The 18,594-nt window shown below is 65.1% G+C and carries 16 protein-coding genes and 1 pseudogene; 13 read left to right on the top strand and 4 right to left on the bottom strand.

The features are described 5' to 3' along the window. The 4 genes and pseudogenes from AC07VI_RS19760 to AC07VI_RS19745 all read right to left on the bottom strand — a co-directional run. A pseudogene (locus AC07VI_RS19760) lies at nt 1-590 on the bottom strand (hypothetical protein); the annotation flags it as partial. Next, nucleotides 587-2,554 (bottom strand): type II secretion system protein GspD, encoded by a 1,968-nt coding sequence (locus tag AC07VI_RS19755; RefSeq protein WP_099375666.1) that lies wholly within the window; start codon nt 2,552-2,554, stop codon nt 587-589. The pseudogene AC07VI_RS19760 and the gene AC07VI_RS19755, both read right to left, overlap by 4 nt. A 122-nt stretch (nt 2,555-2,676) precedes the next feature. Continuing rightward, the gene (locus tag AC07VI_RS19750; protein ID WP_492994713.1) at nt 2,677-4,281 is read right to left on the bottom strand and encodes an ExeA family protein; all 1,605 of its coding nucleotides are present in this window, start codon (nt 4,279-4,281) and stop codon (nt 2,677-2,679) included. Continuing rightward, a complete protein-coding gene (locus AC07VI_RS19745) occupies nt 4,278-5,045 on the bottom strand; it encodes an ABC transporter ATP-binding protein (RefSeq protein ID WP_492994711.1) in 768 nt (255 codons plus the stop codon). Before AC07VI_RS19745 ends, AC07VI_RS19750 begins: the two co-directional genes overlap by 4 nt. A gap of 171 nt (nt 5,046-5,216) precedes the next feature. Here AC07VI_RS19745 and AC07VI_RS19740 point away from each other — a divergent pair, with 171 nt between their 5' ends. The 13 genes from AC07VI_RS19740 to AC07VI_RS19680 all read left to right on the top strand — a co-directional run bounded on the left by AC07VI_RS19740 (nt 5,217) and on the right by AC07VI_RS19680 (nt 18,590). Beyond that, nucleotides 5,217-6,920, top strand: a complete 1,704-nt coding sequence (locus AC07VI_RS19740; RefSeq protein WP_086147813.1) for a GspE/PulE family protein — start codon at nt 5,217-5,219, stop codon at nt 6,918-6,920. A gap of 1 nt (nt 6,921) precedes the next feature. Beyond that, on the top strand, nt 6,922-8,154 hold the full coding sequence (locus AC07VI_RS19735; protein WP_099375664.1) for a type II secretion system F family protein: 1,233 nt from the start codon (nt 6,922-6,924) through the stop codon (nt 8,152-8,154). A 29-nt stretch (nt 8,155-8,183) separates the two neighbouring features. Beyond that, nucleotides 8,184-8,702 carry a type IV pilin protein gene (locus AC07VI_RS19730; RefSeq protein ID WP_492994708.1) on the top strand — a complete coding sequence of 173 codons (519 nt, stop codon included), beginning with the start codon at nt 8,184-8,186 and terminating at the stop codon, nt 8,700-8,702. 59 nt (nt 8,703-8,761) lie between these two features. After that, a complete protein-coding gene (locus AC07VI_RS19725; RefSeq protein WP_086147851.1) occupies nt 8,762-9,229 on the top strand; it encodes a type II secretion system protein in 468 nt (155 codons plus the stop codon). A 126-nt stretch (nt 9,230-9,355) separates the two neighbouring features. Then, complete coding sequence (locus AC07VI_RS19720) at nt 9,356-9,934, top strand: pilus assembly FimT family protein (protein WP_099375663.1); 579 nt, start codon at nt 9,356-9,358, stop codon at nt 9,932-9,934. After that, nucleotides 9,921-10,541, top strand: a complete 621-nt coding sequence (locus AC07VI_RS19715) for a prepilin-type N-terminal cleavage/methylation domain-containing protein (protein WP_086147817.1) — start codon at nt 9,921-9,923, stop codon at nt 10,539-10,541. Before AC07VI_RS19720 ends, AC07VI_RS19715 begins: the two co-directional genes overlap by 14 nt. After that, the gene (locus AC07VI_RS19710) at nt 10,538-11,437 is read left to right on the top strand and encodes a prepilin-type N-terminal cleavage/methylation domain-containing protein (RefSeq protein ID WP_492994705.1); all 900 of its coding nucleotides are present in this window, start codon (nt 10,538-10,540) and stop codon (nt 11,435-11,437) included. Before AC07VI_RS19715 ends, AC07VI_RS19710 begins: the two co-directional genes overlap by 4 nt. Further along, nucleotides 11,434-11,889, top strand: coding sequence for an agglutinin biogenesis protein MshP (locus tag AC07VI_RS19705; RefSeq protein ID WP_226935927.1), 456 nt, complete (start codon nt 11,434-11,436; stop codon nt 11,887-11,889). Before AC07VI_RS19710 ends, AC07VI_RS19705 begins: the two co-directional genes overlap by 4 nt. Before the next feature lie 23 nt (nt 11,890-11,912). Next, nucleotides 11,913-15,650, top strand: coding sequence for a LamG-like jellyroll fold domain-containing protein (locus AC07VI_RS19700; protein ID WP_492994703.1), 3,738 nt, complete (start codon nt 11,913-11,915; stop codon nt 15,648-15,650). Between the two features lie 168 nt (nt 15,651-15,818). Then, a complete protein-coding gene (gene pilM, locus AC07VI_RS19695; protein ID WP_086147820.1) occupies nt 15,819-16,763 on the top strand; it encodes a type IV pilus biogenesis protein PilM in 945 nt (314 codons plus the stop codon). Further along, entirely contained in the window at nt 16,760-17,476 is a 717-nt protein-coding gene (locus AC07VI_RS19690) for an MSHA biogenesis protein MshA (RefSeq protein WP_492994700.1), read from the top strand. The genes pilM and AC07VI_RS19690 overlap by 4 nt, the downstream gene beginning before the upstream one ends. After that, on the top strand, nt 17,473-18,207 hold the full coding sequence (locus tag AC07VI_RS19685) for a type II secretion system protein M (RefSeq protein WP_099420124.1): 735 nt from the start codon (nt 17,473-17,475) through the stop codon (nt 18,205-18,207). Before AC07VI_RS19690 ends, AC07VI_RS19685 begins: the two co-directional genes overlap by 4 nt. Further along, the gene (locus AC07VI_RS19680; protein ID WP_226935929.1) at nt 18,192-18,590 is read left to right on the top strand and encodes an MSHA biogenesis protein MshK; all 399 of its coding nucleotides are present in this window, start codon (nt 18,192-18,194) and stop codon (nt 18,588-18,590) included. Before AC07VI_RS19685 ends, AC07VI_RS19680 begins: the two co-directional genes overlap by 16 nt. Nucleotides 18,591-18,594: the final 4 nt, after the last annotated feature.

Raw genomic sequence — 18,594 nt, 5'->3', positions numbered from 1 at the left:
GCCGCGGGCAGCACCACGATGGGGCCGGCCGCGCCGGCTGCGCCGGGGGCGTCCGTCAGGGGCATGGGCACGCCGGGCAGGTTGGCGCCCGCGCCGGGACTGCTGCTGGCGCGCCAGTACCAGTACGCCATCGATCCGGCCACCAGCAGCAGGATGGCCAGCAGCACGGCCAGGCGCACGGTGGCCGGGTCGACGCTGATGGGCCCCGTGGGCCCCTTGGGCGGCGTCTTGCTGCGGCTGGCGCCGGCCGCGGCGCGTGGCCGGGCCGGCGGCGGCTCGCTACGCGGGCGCGGCGCTTCGGGCCGCGGTCCCGCGTCCGGCTGGGACGCGCCCGGTTCAGGCGCTGGCCCCGGCTGGGGCGGCGGCGCTGGCGCTGGCGGCGGTGACGGGGCATCGCCCAGCGGTTCCAGGCTCAGGCCGCTTGCCGGCGGCGCTGGCGCCACCGGTGCGGGGCGCAGCGGCACGGCATCGGCCGGCGCCAGTTCCAGCACCTGGTCGTAGGCCTCGGACGGTTTTTCCAGCTCCTCGTCCGGCAGGCTGTTCTGCTTGGCGCGCTCGGCCTTCTTCAGCGCCTGCATGAGCAAGCTCATGGCAAATCTCCCTGCAGGCGGGCCTGCGGCGCGGCGGCGGGCGCCGGTCCGTCGGCGTAGGGCTGCTTGTTGAGCGGAGCCTGGTCGGGCAGCAGGTAGCGGTAGTCGCGGTAATCGCCGTCGATGCTGGCGTCCTTGACCACTACGGGGCGCATGAAGATCACCAGCTCCGTCTTGCTGCTCGCTTCGTTGCGATAAGTAAATAGATTGCCAACCAGGGGCAGGCTGGACAGGCCGGGCACGCCGTCCTTGGCGTTATCGACGGAATCCTGCATCAGGCCGCCCATCACGGCGATCTGGCCGTTGCCGACCTTCATGATCGACTCCAGTTCGCGCGCCTGGATCACGGGCACGCGGCTCTGCACGCTGGCCGAGGTCAGGGCGGGATTCGGGTCCTGCACGTAGCCGACGATGCGCGTGATGGTGGGGCGCACATTGAGCGTGACCTCGTCGCTGTCGGAAATCTGCGGCGTGACGCTCATGACGAAGCCGACGGGCACGGTTTCCAGTTTCGACTCATAGGTGGCCGGCGTGGTGACGGTGCCTGTCGAACTGATCACGGCGGGCGTCACCTTGATGGTAAAGAAGACATTGTTGTCGACCACTTTCAGCATGGCCGTCTGGTTGTTCAGCACGCTGATCTTGGGACTGGACAGCACTTTTACCTTGCCGAACGATTCGAGCAGCTGGATGGTCGTGCTGAAACTGTCCTTCATGTAGTTGAGCACGAAGATGCCGGGCGAGGTACCCGGCAGGACGCCGCTGGGCAGGGGTTGGGTGCCGACGCGGCTCTGGTTCAGGCTCAGGTTGCCCGTCAGGCGCGACCAGTTGATACCTTGCTGGTACTCGTTGCTCAGGCGCACCTCGATGATGGTGGCCTCGATCAGCACCTGCCGCTTGGCGCTGTGCAGCACGACGTCGAGGAATGCGGCGATCTTCTCGTGCTGGCGGCCCGTGGCCCGCACGGCGATCAGCCCCCCTTCGGCATTCACCACCACCGACGAGGGACTGCCCTTGTTGGCCAGTTTTAACAGCGGCATGCCGTTCGCGTCGGTGGGCTGGGCCGGCGACGCATTGCCCTGCTGCTGGCCCGGCGCATACTGGCCGCCCGACGGCATGGGGGGCTGGGCGCCGGGCTGGCCAGCGTATTGGCCGCCATACTGGCCCGCGCCGCCGGCCGCCGGCGCATTGCCGCCCTGGACCTGTCCTGGCTGGCCCGGCTGGCCCTGGGCACTGCCCTGGGCGTTCGCCAGTTGCTGGTTCAGTTGCGCCAGCGGGTCGACCTGCACATCGTTGAGCGTGGTTTCGCGCAGCAGGTCGCGGATATTCCTTTCCAGGCTGTACCAGAAATTATTTTCTGAACGATTCACCACCAGGGTAGTCGAATTGTTATTGCCGTTGCCGCCGCTGCCTTGCGTGCCGCCGACCGGATTGCTGGCGTTGTTCGAGCCGCCGCCCGCCGTGGAAATCTGCGTGGCGATGTTTACGCTGCTGTTGGTGCTGCGCGCCATGTTGACGTAATCGACCTTGTAGTTGCGCCACACGGGCGCATCCGGCAGCACGAGCAGGTTCTTGCCGTCGATTTCGTAGCGCATATCGACTTGCTTGCTGATACGCGTGAGCAGCTGCGGCAAGGTCTGGTTGAGCGCGTTGAGCGTCACGCTGCCTTCGATCTGCGGGTGGATGTCGACATTCATGCCGGCGTCGCGCGCGAGTGCGAACAGCAGCGACTGCACGGGCACCTTGTGCACGGTGACGCTGTAGGTTTCGGCCTTGGCCGCAGGCAATGGCGCGGCCAGCACGCTGCTTTGCTGCACGGGCTCGGGAATGGCGCCCGCAGGGGGCGGCGGCGCATTCAGATGCCCGGGCGACAGGGGCATCTGATGCGAGGCGCAAGCTGCCAGCATGACGCAGCAGGCAACGGTGACGCAAGAGGCCAGCACAGGAATAGGGTGTTGAGTCATGAAAAGTTCGCCCTTGAAGTCGTGTTGTGCTTTTGTAATTTTAACCACCATGATCCTCTAAAAGCAATCGTATGTGCAGGCCAGGGAGGGAATATGCAGAAATAAAGTTGACCCCCGCCACGTCAAGGTTTTCGCTGGGAAACGGGTTTCATTTCCGTGCGGATACTGTCTATGTTGCTCAGCAATAGTTTCTGCGGCGACGCCGTCGCCAGCCGCGCCCAAACGGCTTCGGCGCTGGCGCGGTCGGCGAAGCTGCCATAGACGATGGTCAGGCGCGGCGCCATCGCTCCGGGCCTGGTTTGCTGAACGCGGAACACGTGGATGTCGCCCAGGCCGATGGCCAGCCGCGCCTGTTGCAGGAACGCTTCCGCCGCCGCCGTGTCCGTGGCAGGGATGCTGGCAATCTGCAGCACCAGTTGCTGCGGCGCCTGGCGCGCCAGCCATGCCTGCGATGCGGCCAGACTGCTGTCGAGCAGCGGCGTGGGCGCCGGCCGTCGCGCGAGTGCCGCTGCCTGGACGTCTGCCTTGGCGTCTGCCCTGGCGTCTATCGGCGCGTCTGCCGGTGCGTCTGCCGGCGCGCGGCTTGCCTCGGGCGCCAGTTCGCCGGCCGCATCGCCCGGCACACCGGCCTGGGCGCTTGTCGGGCTGTCCGCCGGCGCCCTGGCTGGCGCTGACGCGGCCAGGGGCGCGGCGTCCGCTGTCATGGCTTGGGTTGGCACATGCGTGGGCGCGGCAGGCCGTGCTGGCGCTGCGGCCGGCGCGGCGCTGCGGGGCGCCAGCCATTGCCACAGCAGTGCGCCGGCCAGCAGCAGCATGACGGCGATCAAGGCGCGCGCCAGCGGCATGCCCGCATGCCAGGGAACGGGGCGAAACGGGCTGTCGGCGATCGCCAGGCGCAGGTGGCGCGCGTCGATGCGTCCGGCGTCGTCGGCATAGGCGGCCAGCAGGGCTTTGTCGGCGAGGATATTGATCCGCCGCACGATGCCCTGCGAGGCGCGGGCCAGCTGGCGCAGCGCCGCCGCTTCAAAGACGAGCGGCGCGGCGCGGCCCGCTGCCGCCAGGCGGCATGCCAGGTAGTCGTCCAGCAGGGCGGGCGGCAGGCGCGGCACCGTGAAACTGTGGGTGATGCGTTCCTTCAATTGCCGCAGCTGCGGCAAATCCAGCGTGCGCTCGAGTTCCGGCTGGCCGAACAGCACGATCTGCAGCAGCTTGTGGCTGGCCGTTTCCAGATTCGTCAGCAGGCGCAGCGCTTCCAGCGTGTCCACCGGCATGGCTTGCGCCTCTTCGGCCAGCAGCAGCACTTGGCGGCCCGCCGCATGCCGGCTGATGAGTTCCTCGTGCAGGGCGCGCAGCACTTCGTCGGCGCGGCATGGCGGCAGCTCCAGGCCCAGTTCGGCGGCGATGGCGTGCGCGACTTCATCGGGCGCCAGGCCGGGGTTGGGCAGGTACAGCACGTCGACGTGGGCTGGCAGCCGTTCGGCCAGCATGCGGCACAGCATGGTCTTGCCGCTGCCCACCTCTCCCGTCAGCTTGATGATGCCTTCGCCTTGCGTGACGGCGTACAGCAGCGCGTCGAGCAGGGCGCCGCGCGTATTGCCGGTATAAAAGAAGGCGGGGTCCGGCGTGATGCCGAACGGCGCCGTGCGCAAGCCGAAGTGGCGCAGATACATGCCGTGCGGCGATGGCGCGTAGCGGCTGTCCGCAGCGGTGCGCGCGTCCGCATTCATGCCGCGATGCAATTCAAGAACGCCTGCTCCAGGCTGGCGTCGGCCGCACCGCCGTGGCGCGCGCGGCATTCGGCCGGCGTGCCCGTAAACAGCATGCGCCCTGCGTGCAGGATGGCCATGCGGTCGCACAGCTCTTCCACGTCGGCCAGCGCATGCGAGGTGAGCAGGGCGCCGCGGCCCTGCGTCCGCGCCTCGCGCAGCACCTGCTTGAACCTGGCCCTGGCTTTCGGGTCGAGTCCGCTCATCGGTTCATCGAGCACCAGTTGTTGCTTGCCCGATAGCAAGCAGGCAGCCAGCCCCAGTTTCTGCATCATGCCCTTCGAATAATCGCGCGCGGGGCGCCGCAAGGCGTCGGGCGCCAGATCCAGCACCGCGATAAGCTGCTGTACCGCCGCTTCGTCATGGCGTACATTGTGCAGGCGCGACAGGTAGCGCAGGAAATCGCCGCCCGTCAGGTAATACGGCGCCTGGAAACGTTCCGGCAGGAAAGACAGCGGCTGGCGCGCCGCACTGTGTCCGTGCGCCTGGCCGAAGATGGCGATGGCGCCCTGGTCCGGCGTGCAGAAATCGAACAGGCATTTGAGCAGGGTGGTCTTGCCCGCGCCGTTCACGCCTACCAGGCCGAACAGCTCGCCCGCGCGCACCTGCAGGTCGACGCCGCGCAGGACGGGGCTGCCGGCCAGCTGTTTGTGCACGTTATGAAACTCGATGGCGCAGGCATTCATGGGGCGTAGGGGGCAGGGCGGACGGTGAATGAATGCCATTATTGCCATGCGTGCCGGCGCCCGGCAAGTGTTTCCTTGCTGAGTGGCGAAATGCGTGAAAATCAAGCCGTGAAATGTATTTTCTTTAAGAAACAACAGGTTCTGGAATAAAATACCAGCGCGCGCCGCGGGCGTGCATCGTCTGTCGAATTTGTTTGTCGAGGAGTAAACATGGCAAGGCCAGAGAAAGTCCGGCTCGGGGAAATCCTGGTGCAGCAGAAATTGCTGACCGAACAACAGTTGGGCGAGGCCTTGACGGAACAGAAGCGCTCGGGGCGCAAGCTGGGCCGCGTTTTTGTCGAGCACGGCTTTGTCACGGAAGAGCAGATTTCCGGCGCGCTGGCGCGCCAGCTCGACATTCCCTACATCAACCTGAAGTTTTTCAACATCAATCCCGAGCTGGTGCGCCTGCTGCCGGAAACCCAGGCGCGCCGCTTCCGCGCGCTGGTGCTGGAAGACCGGCGCGATGGCTTGCTGGTCGGCATGTCGGACCCCACCGACCTGTTTGCCTATGACGAGATTTCGCGCCTGGTCAAGCGCCATATCGAGCTGGCCGTGGTCAATGAAACGGAAGTGCTGGCGGCCATCGACCGCATCTACCGCCGCACGGAAGACATTTCCACGCTGACGCGCGAGCTGGAGCAGGACCTGGGCGACGTCTCCGTCGACTTCGGCGCGCTGGCCGTCAATCCTGGCCTGGAAGAGGCGCCCATCGTCAAGCTGCTGCAATCGGTGTTCGAGGACGCCACGCAGGTGCGCGCCTCCGACATCCACATCGAGCCGCAGGAAGGCCGGCTGCAGATCCGCTTCCGCATCGACGGCGTGCTGCACCTGCAGACGGAAGCGGACAGCAAGATCGCCAGCTCGCTGGCGCTGCGGCTCAAGCTGATGTCGGACCTCGACATTTCCGAGAAGCGCCTGCCGCAGGACGGCCGTTTCGCCATCCGCGTGAAAAACCAGCGCATCGACGTGCGTATCTCGACCATGCCGACGCAGTACGGCGAATCGGTGGTGATGCGCTTGCTGAACCAGGGCGGCACGACCCTGCGCCTGGACGCCATCGGCATGCCGCCCGCGCTGGTGGAACAGTTCCGCGCCATCGTCAGCCGTCCGAACGGCCTCGTGCTGGTGACGGGGCCGACGGGCAGCGGCAAGACGACGACCCTGTATTGCGCCTTGTCCGAACTCAATTCCGTGGAGAAAAAGCTGATCACGGTGGAAGACCCCGTCGAGTACCGCTTGTCCGGCATCAACCAGGTGCAGGTCAACGACAAGATCGAGCTCAATTTTGCCCGCGTGCTGCGCTCGGCCCTGCGGCAGGATCCCGATATCGTGCTGGTGGGCGAGATGCGCGACCAGGAAACGGCGCAGATCGGCTTGCGCGCCGCCATGACGGGTCACCTGGTGCTGTCGACCCTGCATACGAACGACGCCATCAGCACGCCGCTGCGCCTGATGGACATGGGCGTGCCCCGCTACATGGTGGGCAGCTCGCTGCAAGCCGTGCTGGCGCAGCGCCTGGTGCGCGTGATCTGCGAAAGCTGCAGCACGCCGTACGCGCCCACGCCCAACGAGTACGAATGGCTGCGCCTGGAACTGGGCGAGCTGGTCGAGCGCAACCAGTATTTCCACGGCAAGGGCTGCTCGCATTGCAATGGCATGGGTTACCGGGGCCGCACGGGCGTGTACGAATTGCTGGAAATCACGCGCGCCGTGGCCGACGCGGCCAACCATGCCGACCCTTCCCACTTCATGAAGGTGGCGACGGCGCAGATGGCGGGCGCCACCTTGCGCCGCCATGCCGTGCAGCTGGTGGTTGCCGGCCGTACGACGGTGATGGAAGCGATGCGCATCAGCAACCAGAGCGAGGATTGAGGTGCCATTTTTCTCCTACAAGGCGCGCAACGCCAGCGGCGACCTGCTGACCGGCGTGATGGAAGGCGCCGACAGCGGCGCCGTGGCCGATCAATTGTTTTCCACGGGCGCGACGCCGGTGGAAATCCTGGCGACCCGAAAGGCCGCCACCACCGGCGCCGATATCGGCTGGTGGCAACGGCTGACGGAGAAAAAAGTCAGCTCGATGGACGTGCAATTGTTCAGCCGCCAGCTGTACACCCTGCTCAAGGCGGGCGTGCCCATCATGCGCGGCCTGGCCGGCCTGCAGGAGTCCGCCATCAGCCCCGCATTCGGCCGCGTCATCAAGGACGTGCGCGAATCGCTGGACGCGGGCCGCGAACTGTCGGCCGCCATGGCGCGCCACCCCGGCGTATTTACGCCGTTTTACCTGTCGATGGTGCGCGTGGGCGAGATGACGGGGCGCCTCGATGAAGTCTTCCTGCGCCTGTTCGACCACCTGGAATTCGACCGCGACATGCGCGCGCGCGTCAAGTCGGCCACGCGCTACCCCAGTTTCGTGATCGTGGCCATGATCATCGCCATGGTCATTGTGAATATGTTCGTGATTCCGCAGTTCGTGCAAGTGTTCGCCACCTTTAACGCCGAATTGCCCTTGATGACGCGCATCCTGATCGCCACCTCGGCCTTCATGGTGGCGTATTGGCCTTTGCTGCTGCTGCTGACTATCGGCGCGATAGCCGCTTTCCGGGCCTGGCTGCGCACGGTCAGGGGCCGTTATGCGTGGGACCGCTACAAGTTGCGTTTTCCCATTGCAGGGAAGATCATCCTGAAAGGCACCATGGCGCGTTTTGCGCGCAGCTTCGCCTTGTCGAGCACCAGCGGCGTGCCCATCGTGCAGGCGCTGACGGTGGTGTCGCAAACGGTGGACAACGCCTATCTGTGCGCCCGCGTGGAACAGATGCGCGACGGCGTCGAGCGCGGCGACAGCATCCTGCGCACCTCGGTGGCGGCGGGCGTCTTCACGCCGGTGGTGCTGCAGATGATCGCCGTCGGCGAAGAGTCCGGTTCACTCGATGATTTGATGAATGAAATCGCCCAGATGTACGAACGGGAAGTGGATTACGAATTGAAGACCTTGTCCGCGCAGATCGAACCCATCCTGATCGCCTTTCTTGGCGCCATGGTGCTGGTGCTGGCGCTGGGCATCTTCTTGCCGGTGTGGGATCTGGGCAAGGTTGCGCTGCATAAATGAGGTCATGCCTTTCGCCAAAAAACAACAGCGTGGCCGGCAAGGCGGGGCAGGCGGGCTTTACCCTGTTTGAACTGGCCGTTGCCGTGTCTGTCATTGCCGTGCTGGCGACCATGCTGCTGAGCCGGCTGGTGGCATACCAGCACGAAGCAGAGCGGGTCGCCGTGCAGCAAACGGTGCTGGCGCTGCGCGCGGGGCTGCGCATGAAAGTGCTGGAATTGTATGCGGCTGACCGGCAAAATGCGTTGCCTGCGCTGGCCGGACAAAATCCCTTCGATTGGCTGGCCGAGAAGCCGCCCAACTATTTTGGGGAATATGCGGCGCCGGAGCTGGAAAAACTTCCCCAAAGACATTGGTTTTTTGATAGAAGTAATGCAGAATTGATATATGTATTAAATCGAGGCAACACTTTCGGCCTTGGCCGTTCCGAGTTGCTTCAATTCAAGGTAAGCTTGCGGCAAGCCTCCGCTACCCGGGCCCAGCCCTCAACCCCGGTGGATGCGCCCGAAGTGGCGCTGATACAGCTTGGTGGTGCGGGCGGGCTGAAATAGTTCTTTTATTCTGCCGGCAAATTTTGCCAGCATTGTTTTTTGATTTTTTGGAGATCAGCATGAAACTGCAGTCAATTCGTCGTTTTCAACAAGGTGGCCAAGCGGGCTTTACGCTGATCGAGTTAGTCGTCGTCATCGTCATCCTGGGCATTCTGGCGGCCACCGCGATTCCCCGCTTTGTCAATCTGTCGGCCGATGCGCGCCTGGCGAAAATCAACGGCGCTCGCGCTACGGTGCAGGCCGCCGCTTCCCTGGCCCATGCGCAATGGCTGGTCAACAATGCTGCCGTCGGAGTAATTCCTCCTGTGGTAATGGAAGGTACGACCATCACCATGGTGAACGGTTATCCTGATGCGGCCGGCATCGTGCTGGCTGCCGGTGGCTTGGGCGACTACAATGTCTCGGGCACGGCGCCGGTATCGATCGCCGCCGATCCCAACCACCTTACCTGCGCGTTTACTTACACTGTCGCTACGGCGACTGCGGCGGCGGCGGTGGGCGTCGCGCCTGTTCTTGCCAGTTGTTAATGACGTGAATCTGCATGCAGCGGCAGGTCGCGCCGCATGCAATCCGCCTGGTTCGCCAGGCGTTTTTCATTCTTCCAGGCATGTTTCAGCCGGCATGCCGCTCATTGCCATAGGTGCGAGTACACGATGCTGTCTCCAGCAGGTTTGATATTTGCCGGGCCTGCCAACCGTGGGCGCCTGCAGCGCGGCTTCACCCTGGTCGAACTGATCGCCGTGCTGGTGGTGGGCGGGCTGCTGGCTGCCGTCGCCGCTCCCCGTTTCTTCCAGCAAGACAGTTTTGATGCGCGCAGCTTTGCCGATCAGAACGTGAGCATGCTGCGCTATGGGCAAAAACTGGCGATCGCGCAAAACCGGCCCGTCTTCGTGCAGCTCGACGGCGCGCGCATCGCCCTGTGTTTCAATACAGCCTGCGACGCGCCCAACCGCGTCTTGCCGCCCGCTGGCGGCAACAGCGGCCGCAAAGCCACCTTGGCCGCCTGCGCCAATAGCGCGGCGTGGCTGTGCGAAGCGGCGCCCGGCAATATCAGCTACAGCGTGCCGGCGGAGGCCGCCTCTTTTTATTTCAACGCCCTGGGGCGTCCTTTCAAGGCGGGCGACGCCGAGCCCGTCTCGACCTTTCCCGCGCGCGTCAGTATCGGCGTCGTCGGCGGCGGCATGACGCGCAACATCATCGTCGAAGGGGAGACGGGCTATGTCCATTACTAGGATAGCCGTCTTGCGCAGGGCAGGGCAGCGCGGCGTGACCCTGATCGAACTGGTCATCTTCATTGTCATCGTCTCCATCGCCGTGCTGGGGTTGCTGCAGATTTTTACCCGCACCACGGCGAGCAGCGCCGACCCGCAATTGCGCAAGCAGGCGCTGGCGCTGGCCGAGGGCATGCTGGAAGAGGTGGCCATGGCGCGCTTCACGTTTTGCAATCCGGCCGCCGATCCGGCCGCAGATGCGGCGACGAATGCCGCGCCGCTCAGTGCCGCCAATCCCACCGGCTGCAACACGCCGCAGAATGTCAGCGCGACGGCGCCCGCCACGGGGCGGCCCTATTACAATGTCAGCGACTACGTGCGCGCGTTCGATACGCCCGTAAACTACACGAGCGATGCGGCCGGCAGCAGCTTTCCTGCGGGCTATGCGGTAAGCGTGACCGTCAGCCCTGATGCGGGATTGGGGCCGGCAGGCGCCACCTTGCCTTCGGACGCCACGCCCGTCAATATGAATGTGCTGCGCATCACGGTCACCGTGACTTACGGCGCGAATCAGCAACTGGTGCTGGCAGGCTACCGCGCGCGCTACGCAGGCAATGCCGTCCCATGACGACTTTTGCACGCCCCCGGCAGCGCGGTTTCACCCTGATCGAACTGATCGTGGTCATCATCATCACGGCCGTCGTGGCCGGCATGGTGACGGTATTCATCCGCGCGCCCGTGCAAGGCTACCTGGACGTGGCCGCCCGGGCCGAACTGGCCGATGCCGCCGATATGGCGTCGCGCCGCATCGCGCGCGACGTGCGCCTGGCGCTGCCCAACAGCGTGCGCGTGACGAGCAACGGGAGCGGCAGCTATCTGGAGCTGCTGCTGACCAAGACGGGCGGCCGCTATCTGTCGGAAGACGACAACCTCAGCTTGACACCGGGCAATGTGCTGGCCTTCGATCCCAGCACGCCGGGCGCCACCGCCAATGTGTTTAGCATCGTCGGCGCCGTGCCTGCCGGCTTGCAGACCATCGTGGCCGGCGACTTTATCGTCGTCAATAATCTGGGCGACCAGCCTCCCGTGGATGCCTATAACTGCAGCGGGCAATGCAATCGCGCCCAGGTCGCCTCCATCAGCGGCAACAATGTCACGCTGGCCAATAACCCCTTTGTCGCGCAAACGCCATCCATGCCTTCCCTCAGCTATCGTTTTCAGGTGGTCAGTACGGTAGTGACCTATCACTGCGCGCCGAATGCGAACGGCACGGGCACGCTGACCCGCTATGCGGGCTATGCGATCCAGCCCGTCCAGCCGGTGAGCGCCACCGCCGCGCCCCTCAATAGCGCGCCGTCGGCGGCGCTGATGGCGATGCAGGTCGCCGGCTGCGGTTTTTCCTTCACGACGCTGCCCAATGTGCAGCGCGGCCTGGTCAGCATCGGCCTGACCCTGGGCGCGCCCGGCGGCAATGCCGGCCAGATCACGCTGGTGCAGCAGGCACAGGTCAATAATTCGCCATGACGAAACCCGCTACCGCCATCCCCATGCCGCGCCGCCGCCCCGCATGCCGCCCGGCGCGCGGCTTCAGCATCATCACCGCCATCTTTCTGCTGCTGGTGCTGTCCGCGCTGGGCGCGGCGCTGGTTTCCATTTCGACCATGCAGCATGCCGAATCGGCGCTCGACGTGCAGGGTGCGCGCGCCTACCAGGCGGCCCGGGCCGGCATGGAGTGGGGGGTGTATCAGCAGCGCGTCAATAACAGTTGCGCCGCCAGCCGCGATTTTGCCTTGCCCGCGGCTGGCGCCTTGAACGGTTTTTCCGTCACCGTGCGCTGTACGCAGACGGCGGGCGCGGTGCCGCGCTACCAGGTGATCGCCACGGGCTGCAATCAGCCCGTTGGCGGCGTTTGCGCCACCGCCAACGCCACCAACCATCCCGATTACGTGCAGCGCGTCGTGCAGGCGGAGTTTTAGGCGAGGCAAACCAAAGGAGCGACATGCAGGCAGTCACGGCAGTATGGATACATGCACTGGGGCGCCTGGCCTTGCTGGCCATGCTGTGCTGCACGCCGGCACACGCGGTGACGTACGCCAATACCAGTTTTGCCTACAACTGGGTCGACGCCAGCAATCATGCCAGGCTCGGCTACAACACCTCGCCATACAAATTCAATGGCGCCACCGGCTGCGGCACCACGCCGCCCATCCTTGACGACACCCTCAGCGACGCCTTGCCCATCGGATTCAGCTTCATGTATTCAGGCGTGGCCTTCAGCAGCTTGCGCGTGATGACGAATGGCCGGGTGCAGTTCAACAACAACGTCACGTGCGGCTACGGCAGCCCCGTCCAGACGCTGCCGTACCCGGACAGCAGCCTGAATTACACCATGCGCATCTATGGCAATGATCTCGACCCCACCTCGAAGCTGGAATTGCCCTCCTACAATACCGCCTGCGCCAGCCGCGCCACCTGCTATGTCAGCTACGCCACCATCGGCACGGCGCCGTACCGCAGTTTTGTCGTGACGTGGAATAATGTGCCGGAGTGGACCACGGGCGCCAATCCGACCGGCTCCTACAGCCTGCAATTGATCCTGCAGGAAAACGGCGAATTCATCTACCAGTACGGCGCGGCAGTGGCGGGGCCTTCCGCCAAGCTGGGACAGATCGGCTGGCAAGCCGACAGCAACGATTACGACACGCCGCAGACAGGCTTTCCCGTCAGTAATTCTGCCATCAAGTTCTATATTCCCCGTCCCGTGATCGAATACCGCATGGAGCAGCCCAGCTGGAACAATACGCCGGGGCAAGTTAGCGATTCCAGCGGCAACGGCCGCGACGGCACGGTGCTGGGCGGCGCGCAGACCATCGCCGCCGGCCGCGTCTGCCGTGCCGCCAGCTTTCCCCTCAATACCAGCGCCGCGGCCATCGACGCCATCGACAGCGCCCTGTCCGTGCCCGGCACCATGGGCGGCGCCGGCACCATCACGTTCTGGTACAAGGCCAATACGGCCTGGTCCGGCAGCGGCGCGCGCGATGCGCAGCTGCTCGACGCGACACAGATGAACAATGAATGGTTTTTCCTTGTGCGGCGCAGCACGGGCGCCTTGCGCTTCGTCGTCACGGATAGCCTGGGCAACCAGCGTGCGGTGGAAACGGCCGCCAACACGGTGGCCGCCGGCACCTGGAAGCATATCGCCGTGAGCTGGAGCTTCAATGCGCTGGCCGCCGCCAACAGCGACCACTTGCGCATATACATCGACGGCGTGCTGCAAAAGGAGACGGCGTTTACCACGGCGGCAGTGGTGTCGCCGCGCATCGGGACGCTGTTTATCGGCGACAACCGCAGCGCATTCACGGGGCAGAACGGCAGCGGCAACTCCAGCGACGGCGCCATCGACGAATTGCGCGCCTATAACTACGAGGGCGGACTGGCGCTGGTGCAGCGCGACCAGAATCTCAGCCAGGCGGGCTGCCTGAACCATTATGCGGTGACGAATACGGGCACCGGCCTGACCTGCCAGCAAAGCACGGTGACGGTCACGGCGCATGACGTCAATCACAATAATATCGTGATGCCGAACAACACCACGCAAATCCAGCTGAGTACCTCGAACGGCATCGGCGACTGGGCCCTGATTTCGGGCTATGGCGTGCTTGCCAACGGCACGCTGAACGACGGCGTGGCGACCTATCTGTTCAACGGCGAGTACCAGGCGGTGTTTGGCCTGAGCAGCGGCACGGCGGCCACCGTCAGCGTGAATGTAACGGATGGGCAGTTCACGGAACAGGAAGACCAGTCGCTGGTGATCAAGGCGTGCGCCGTGGCGCGCTTCAACGCCTGCGAGGCGACGTCGCCCCGTTGCGTGCCCAGCACCAGCAGCCTGAGCTATGCGCGGCTCAATACCAAGCTGGCCGACACGGCCTTCAAGCTCGACCTGGTCAAGCTGAAGACCGATGCCAGCCTGGAATCGAATTTTGCGGGCGCGGCGACGGTCGATTTGCTGGCCAATACCGCCACCGGCGTGGCGCTGGGGGCGAATAACTGCCCGCTTACCCAGACGGCGGTGATTCCGCTGGGGCTGGTGGCGTTCACGGCCGGCTATTCGAGCACGAGCGTGAGCATCCCGGCCAGCGCCATCAGCGCCGTGGCGCCCCGGTACAGCGCCTACCGCGACGTGCGCGTGCGCGTCACTTGCACCGCGGCCGTGTGCGGCACCGCCAATGTGGGTTGCTCGACCGATAGTTTTGCAGTGCGGCCACAGCAGTTTACGCTCAGCTCCAATATGAGCAACAGCGGGCTGAGCGGCACACCCAGTCTGGCGGCCGGCGCCCCGTTCACCCTGGGCGCTGCCGCGGCCGCTGGCTATAACGGCACGCCGCTGGTCGACAATTCCGCCGCCGGCCAGAAAATCACCGGTTTCCTCAGTGCCAGCGACTACACCGACCGCCTCGCATCGACGGCCAATGCCAGCCCGTTCCCGCTGGGGCAGGCGGTGCTGGCCAGCGGCCTGGCCAGCAACGGCGGCGTGAGCTACGGCGATGTCGGCACCTTCCGCATGCTGCCCGAGGCGGTGCTCGACAATTCCTACACCAGCGTCGACCAGCCCGGCGACTGCGTGATCGGCAGCAGCAGCAATACGGCCGTCAATGGCAAGTTCGGCTGCAATATCGCCAACCAGGCGCAAACCCCGGTGCCCGTCTTCGGCCGCTTTTTTCCTGACCACTACGCGCTCACGGGCGCCCTGACCGCCGCCTGCGGCGACTTTACCTACATGGGCCAGCGCGAACTGGGCATCGTGCTGGGCGCAACGGCATTGAGCTACAACAACCAGATCCTCGCGCGCTATGGCAGCGGCTATCCCGCACTCGCCAGCGTCAGCGTGGGCGCGGCCAATGCCGGCACGGCGCTGGCCATCAGCCGCCTGGCGCCGGCCTTGCCCGCCTTCGCGTGGAACCAGGGGCGCAGCGGGCGTTCCTACACGACGGACGGCGCCGCCTATGCGTCCGGCAGCACGCAAGTGGCGGTGACCGGCAGCGGCGGCCTGTCGGCGGGGGAACTGATCAAGTTCGGCGGCGACAGCGCCATCTACACCGTGCAGGCCGGCACTGCCGGCGCCGGCACCATTACGCTGGCCGCGCCTGGCTTGCAGCAGGACATTCCAAGCGGCGCGACCGGCATCACGGTGCTGCACAGCTTTAACCGGCTGGCCAGCGGCCAGGATGGCCCGTATGACGATTTTTCGCTGGTGGTGGGCATCAGCGACAGCGACGGTGCGCTCATTTCCAGCGTGAATGGCCTCGCGGTCGCGCCCGCCGCCAGCGTCGCCGTCGGCGATACCAGCCTGCGTCATGGCCGCTTGCGGATCAACAATATGTATGGCTCGGAACAGCGCGCGCTGCCGGTGCCGCTGGCGGCGCAATACTGGAACGGCAGCGCGTTTGCCATCAATACGCTGGACACATGCACGGCCCTGCTGCGCAAGAATTTCGCCCTGAAGGATTACCTCAACCTGACGGATGCGCAGTTGCCGGCCGCCACCACCTTGCCGCTCGACAGCGGCTTGCTGCAGCAGGGCAGCGGCAGCCTGCTGATGGCCAAGCCCGCCGCGCCGGTGACGAAAAAGGGCACGCTCACGCTGCAGTCGCTGATACCCTACCTGCCGGGACAGGCGCGCCAGACCATCGGCACGTTCAAGAGCGACGTCATGTTGTACATGCGCGAAATTTATTGAAGGGCGCGCGATTTTTCGGCCTGCCGTGACATTCGTGGCGTTTTCCTGAAAATATGTTGTCAATTGTTTCTTTTTTAACCTGTTCATACCTGCTATGAATTAAAATTGATTCAATGCATCATTCGGGCGGCACCGCTGTCGTAGCATTTCATTATCTGGATCGGTGGCATGGGTTTATTCGCAAAAGCAAAAAAACACGAGGGTTGGCTGGCGACATCATTTTCGGCGGAAGGTGTGTGCGCCGCCGTGGTCAAACGGCGGGCGGATGACAAGCCGCTGGTGCAGGCGGCGGTCATGTATGCCGGTCGCAAGCCGCTGCCATCGGCCACCCTGGAAAAATTGAACCGGGATGTGCAGGCCCAGTCTTACCGCAACACCACCTTGCTCGGTGCGGGCGAGTATCAGCTGCTGACGGTCGACGCGCCCAACGTGCCGCCGGAAGAGCTCAGGACGGCCGTCCGCTGGCGCCTGAAGGACATGCTCGACTTTCCCGCGGCGGACGCCACCGTCGATGTCGTCGATATTCCTGGCGACAAGAACGGACCGGGCCGCGCGCAATCGCTGTTCGCCGTCGCGGCGCGCAACGGCGCCGTTGCCCAGCGCCAGGCGCTGTATGGCGCATGCAAGATTGCCCTGTCGGTCATCGATATCCCGGAAATGGCGCAGCGAAATATCGCCGGCTTGATGGAGACGCAGGGCCGCGGCCTGGCCATGCTGTCTTTCGATGGCGAAGGCGGGCTGCTGACCGTGACGTTCGACGGGGAGCTGTACCTGGCGCGCCGCATCGACGTGACCGTGGCGCAGCTGGCCGATGCCGGCGACGCCCAGCGGCAGCAGTATTACGACAAGATCACGCTGGAACTGCAGCGTTCCTTTGACCATTTCGACCGTCAATTCCATTTTATTACCGTTGCCAGGCTGGTACTCGCGCCCACCGGCAGCGATGGCCTGCATGCCTACCTTGCGGACAATCTGTACATGCCGGTCGAGGCGCTGGACCTGGCGGCCCTGTTTGATTTTTCCAGGGTGCCGGAGCTGCTGCCCCCTGCCGGCCAGGCGCGCTTTTTCCTGGCCCTGGGTGCGGCCCTGCGGCAGGAGGAGATGCCAGCGTGAGCCAGCAAATCAATCTGTTCAACCCGGCCTTTGAAAAACAGAAGCAGGCGCTGTCGGCAGCGGGCTTGCTGCGGTGGCTGGGGCTGATCGCCGCCGCCAGTGCCGCGCTGGTCTGGTATGGCGCGCACCAGGTGGCCGCGCTGGAGCAGGCGGCGGCCGACGCCAAGCGCATGCTCGACGCGCGCGAGGCGCGTCGGGCGGACGTGTTTGCACGGTTTCCCGTACCCGGCAAGGACCCGCTGATCGCCGGCGCGCTGCGCCAGGCCGAAGCCGACCGCGGCGCCTTGCTGGAAGCCGGGCAGATTCTGCAGGGCGGCGAACTGGGCAATACAAACGGCTATGCCGACTATTTCCGCGCCTTCGCGCGCGCCAGGGTGACTGGCTTGTGGCTGACGGGCGCGAGCATCGCCGGCGCGGGCAAGGAGATCGGCTTGCAGGGACGGGTGATGCAGCCGGACTTGCTGCCGCAGTACATCCTCGCCTTGTCCCGAGAACCGGTGCTGCGGGGGAAATCGTTTGCGCGCCTGGACATGGCCAGCGCGCAGCTTGCTGCGCAGACTTCCTCGCCGGCGCCGGCGTTGCCGGCCGCTGTGCCGGCGTTGCTGGGCGTTGCGCCGGCCGCTGCCGTGGCGGCATCGGCGCCGCGTTTTATCGAATTCAGTTTGCAATCGTCGGCGGCCCCGGCCAGCGGCGCGGGGACGGTCAAGGAATGAAACAGCAATGGCAAAAATTTGCCCTGAAATTTGATGCGCTCAGCGTGCGCGAACGGGCCATGGTCTTTGGCGCCAGTGCGGCGCTGCTGATTTTCATGGTCGTTTATCTGTTCGTCGATCCACAGTCAGCCCGGCGCAAGGCGCTGGCCGATACGATTGCCCAGCGGCAGCAGGCCGTCGCGGCCACCGATGTTGAGGTGGCGCAAAGGATGGCCGCGCATGCGGGCGACCCGGACCAGCAGGACCGCGTCCGGCTCGAACGGATCCGGCAGGAAGTGCAGCAGAAACGGCATGCCTTGCAGTCGACGCAACATGGCCTGGTGGCGCCGGAGCGCATCGTGCCGATGCTGCAGCAGTTGCTGAAACAGCAGGCCAACCTGCGCCTGGTGTCGCTGACCACGCTGCCTTCCGGCGCCATGGGACAGGGCGGCCATGTGGATGCAAAGGCGCCGTTGCCGGCGGCCGCGTCTGCCGCCACTCCCGCGCCGGCCGGGCCAGCGCCGGCGCAGTCCGAGCCGGCGAAGTCGCCTGCCGTGCTGTACCGTCATGGCGTGGAAATTGTCTTGCGCGGAAATTATCTGGATATGGTGAATTATATGGATGCCGTGGAGGCCATGCCTGCCCATGTGTTTTGGGGCAAGGTCAACATGCAAGTCGAGCAGTACCCGAATGCCACGCTGAGCCTGACCTTGTACACGCTCAGCCTGGACGAGAAATGGATCGCGCTGTGATGCGCGCCCGTTGCCGTATCGCCCTTGCGGGCGCGCTGCTGGCGCTGGCGCCGGGGGCGTTTGCCCAGGCGCTGGCCGACCCCACGCGGCCGCCTGATGCACCGCCCGTCCAGGGCGGCGCGGCGACTGCCGGCGCGGCGCGGCCGCAGCTGCAATCGGTGTTGATTGCCAATCAGCCTGGCGGGCGGCGCCTGGCCGTGATCGACGGGCGCAGCGTGCGCGCGGGCGACAAGCTCGACGGCGCAGTCGTCGTCGGCATCGGCGAGGCGAGCGTGACGTTGCGGCGCGGCAAGACCCTGGAAACGCTGCGGCTGTATCCGAAGGCGGTCGATGCGAATGATGCAATGCATGTGCGAAGGAAACAGGTTCATGTCACCCAATAAACAC

This window comes from Janthinobacterium sp. GW821-FHT03A03 (assembly GCF_059421435.1).
This window is presented reverse-complemented; position numbering and strand designations above follow the sequence as displayed.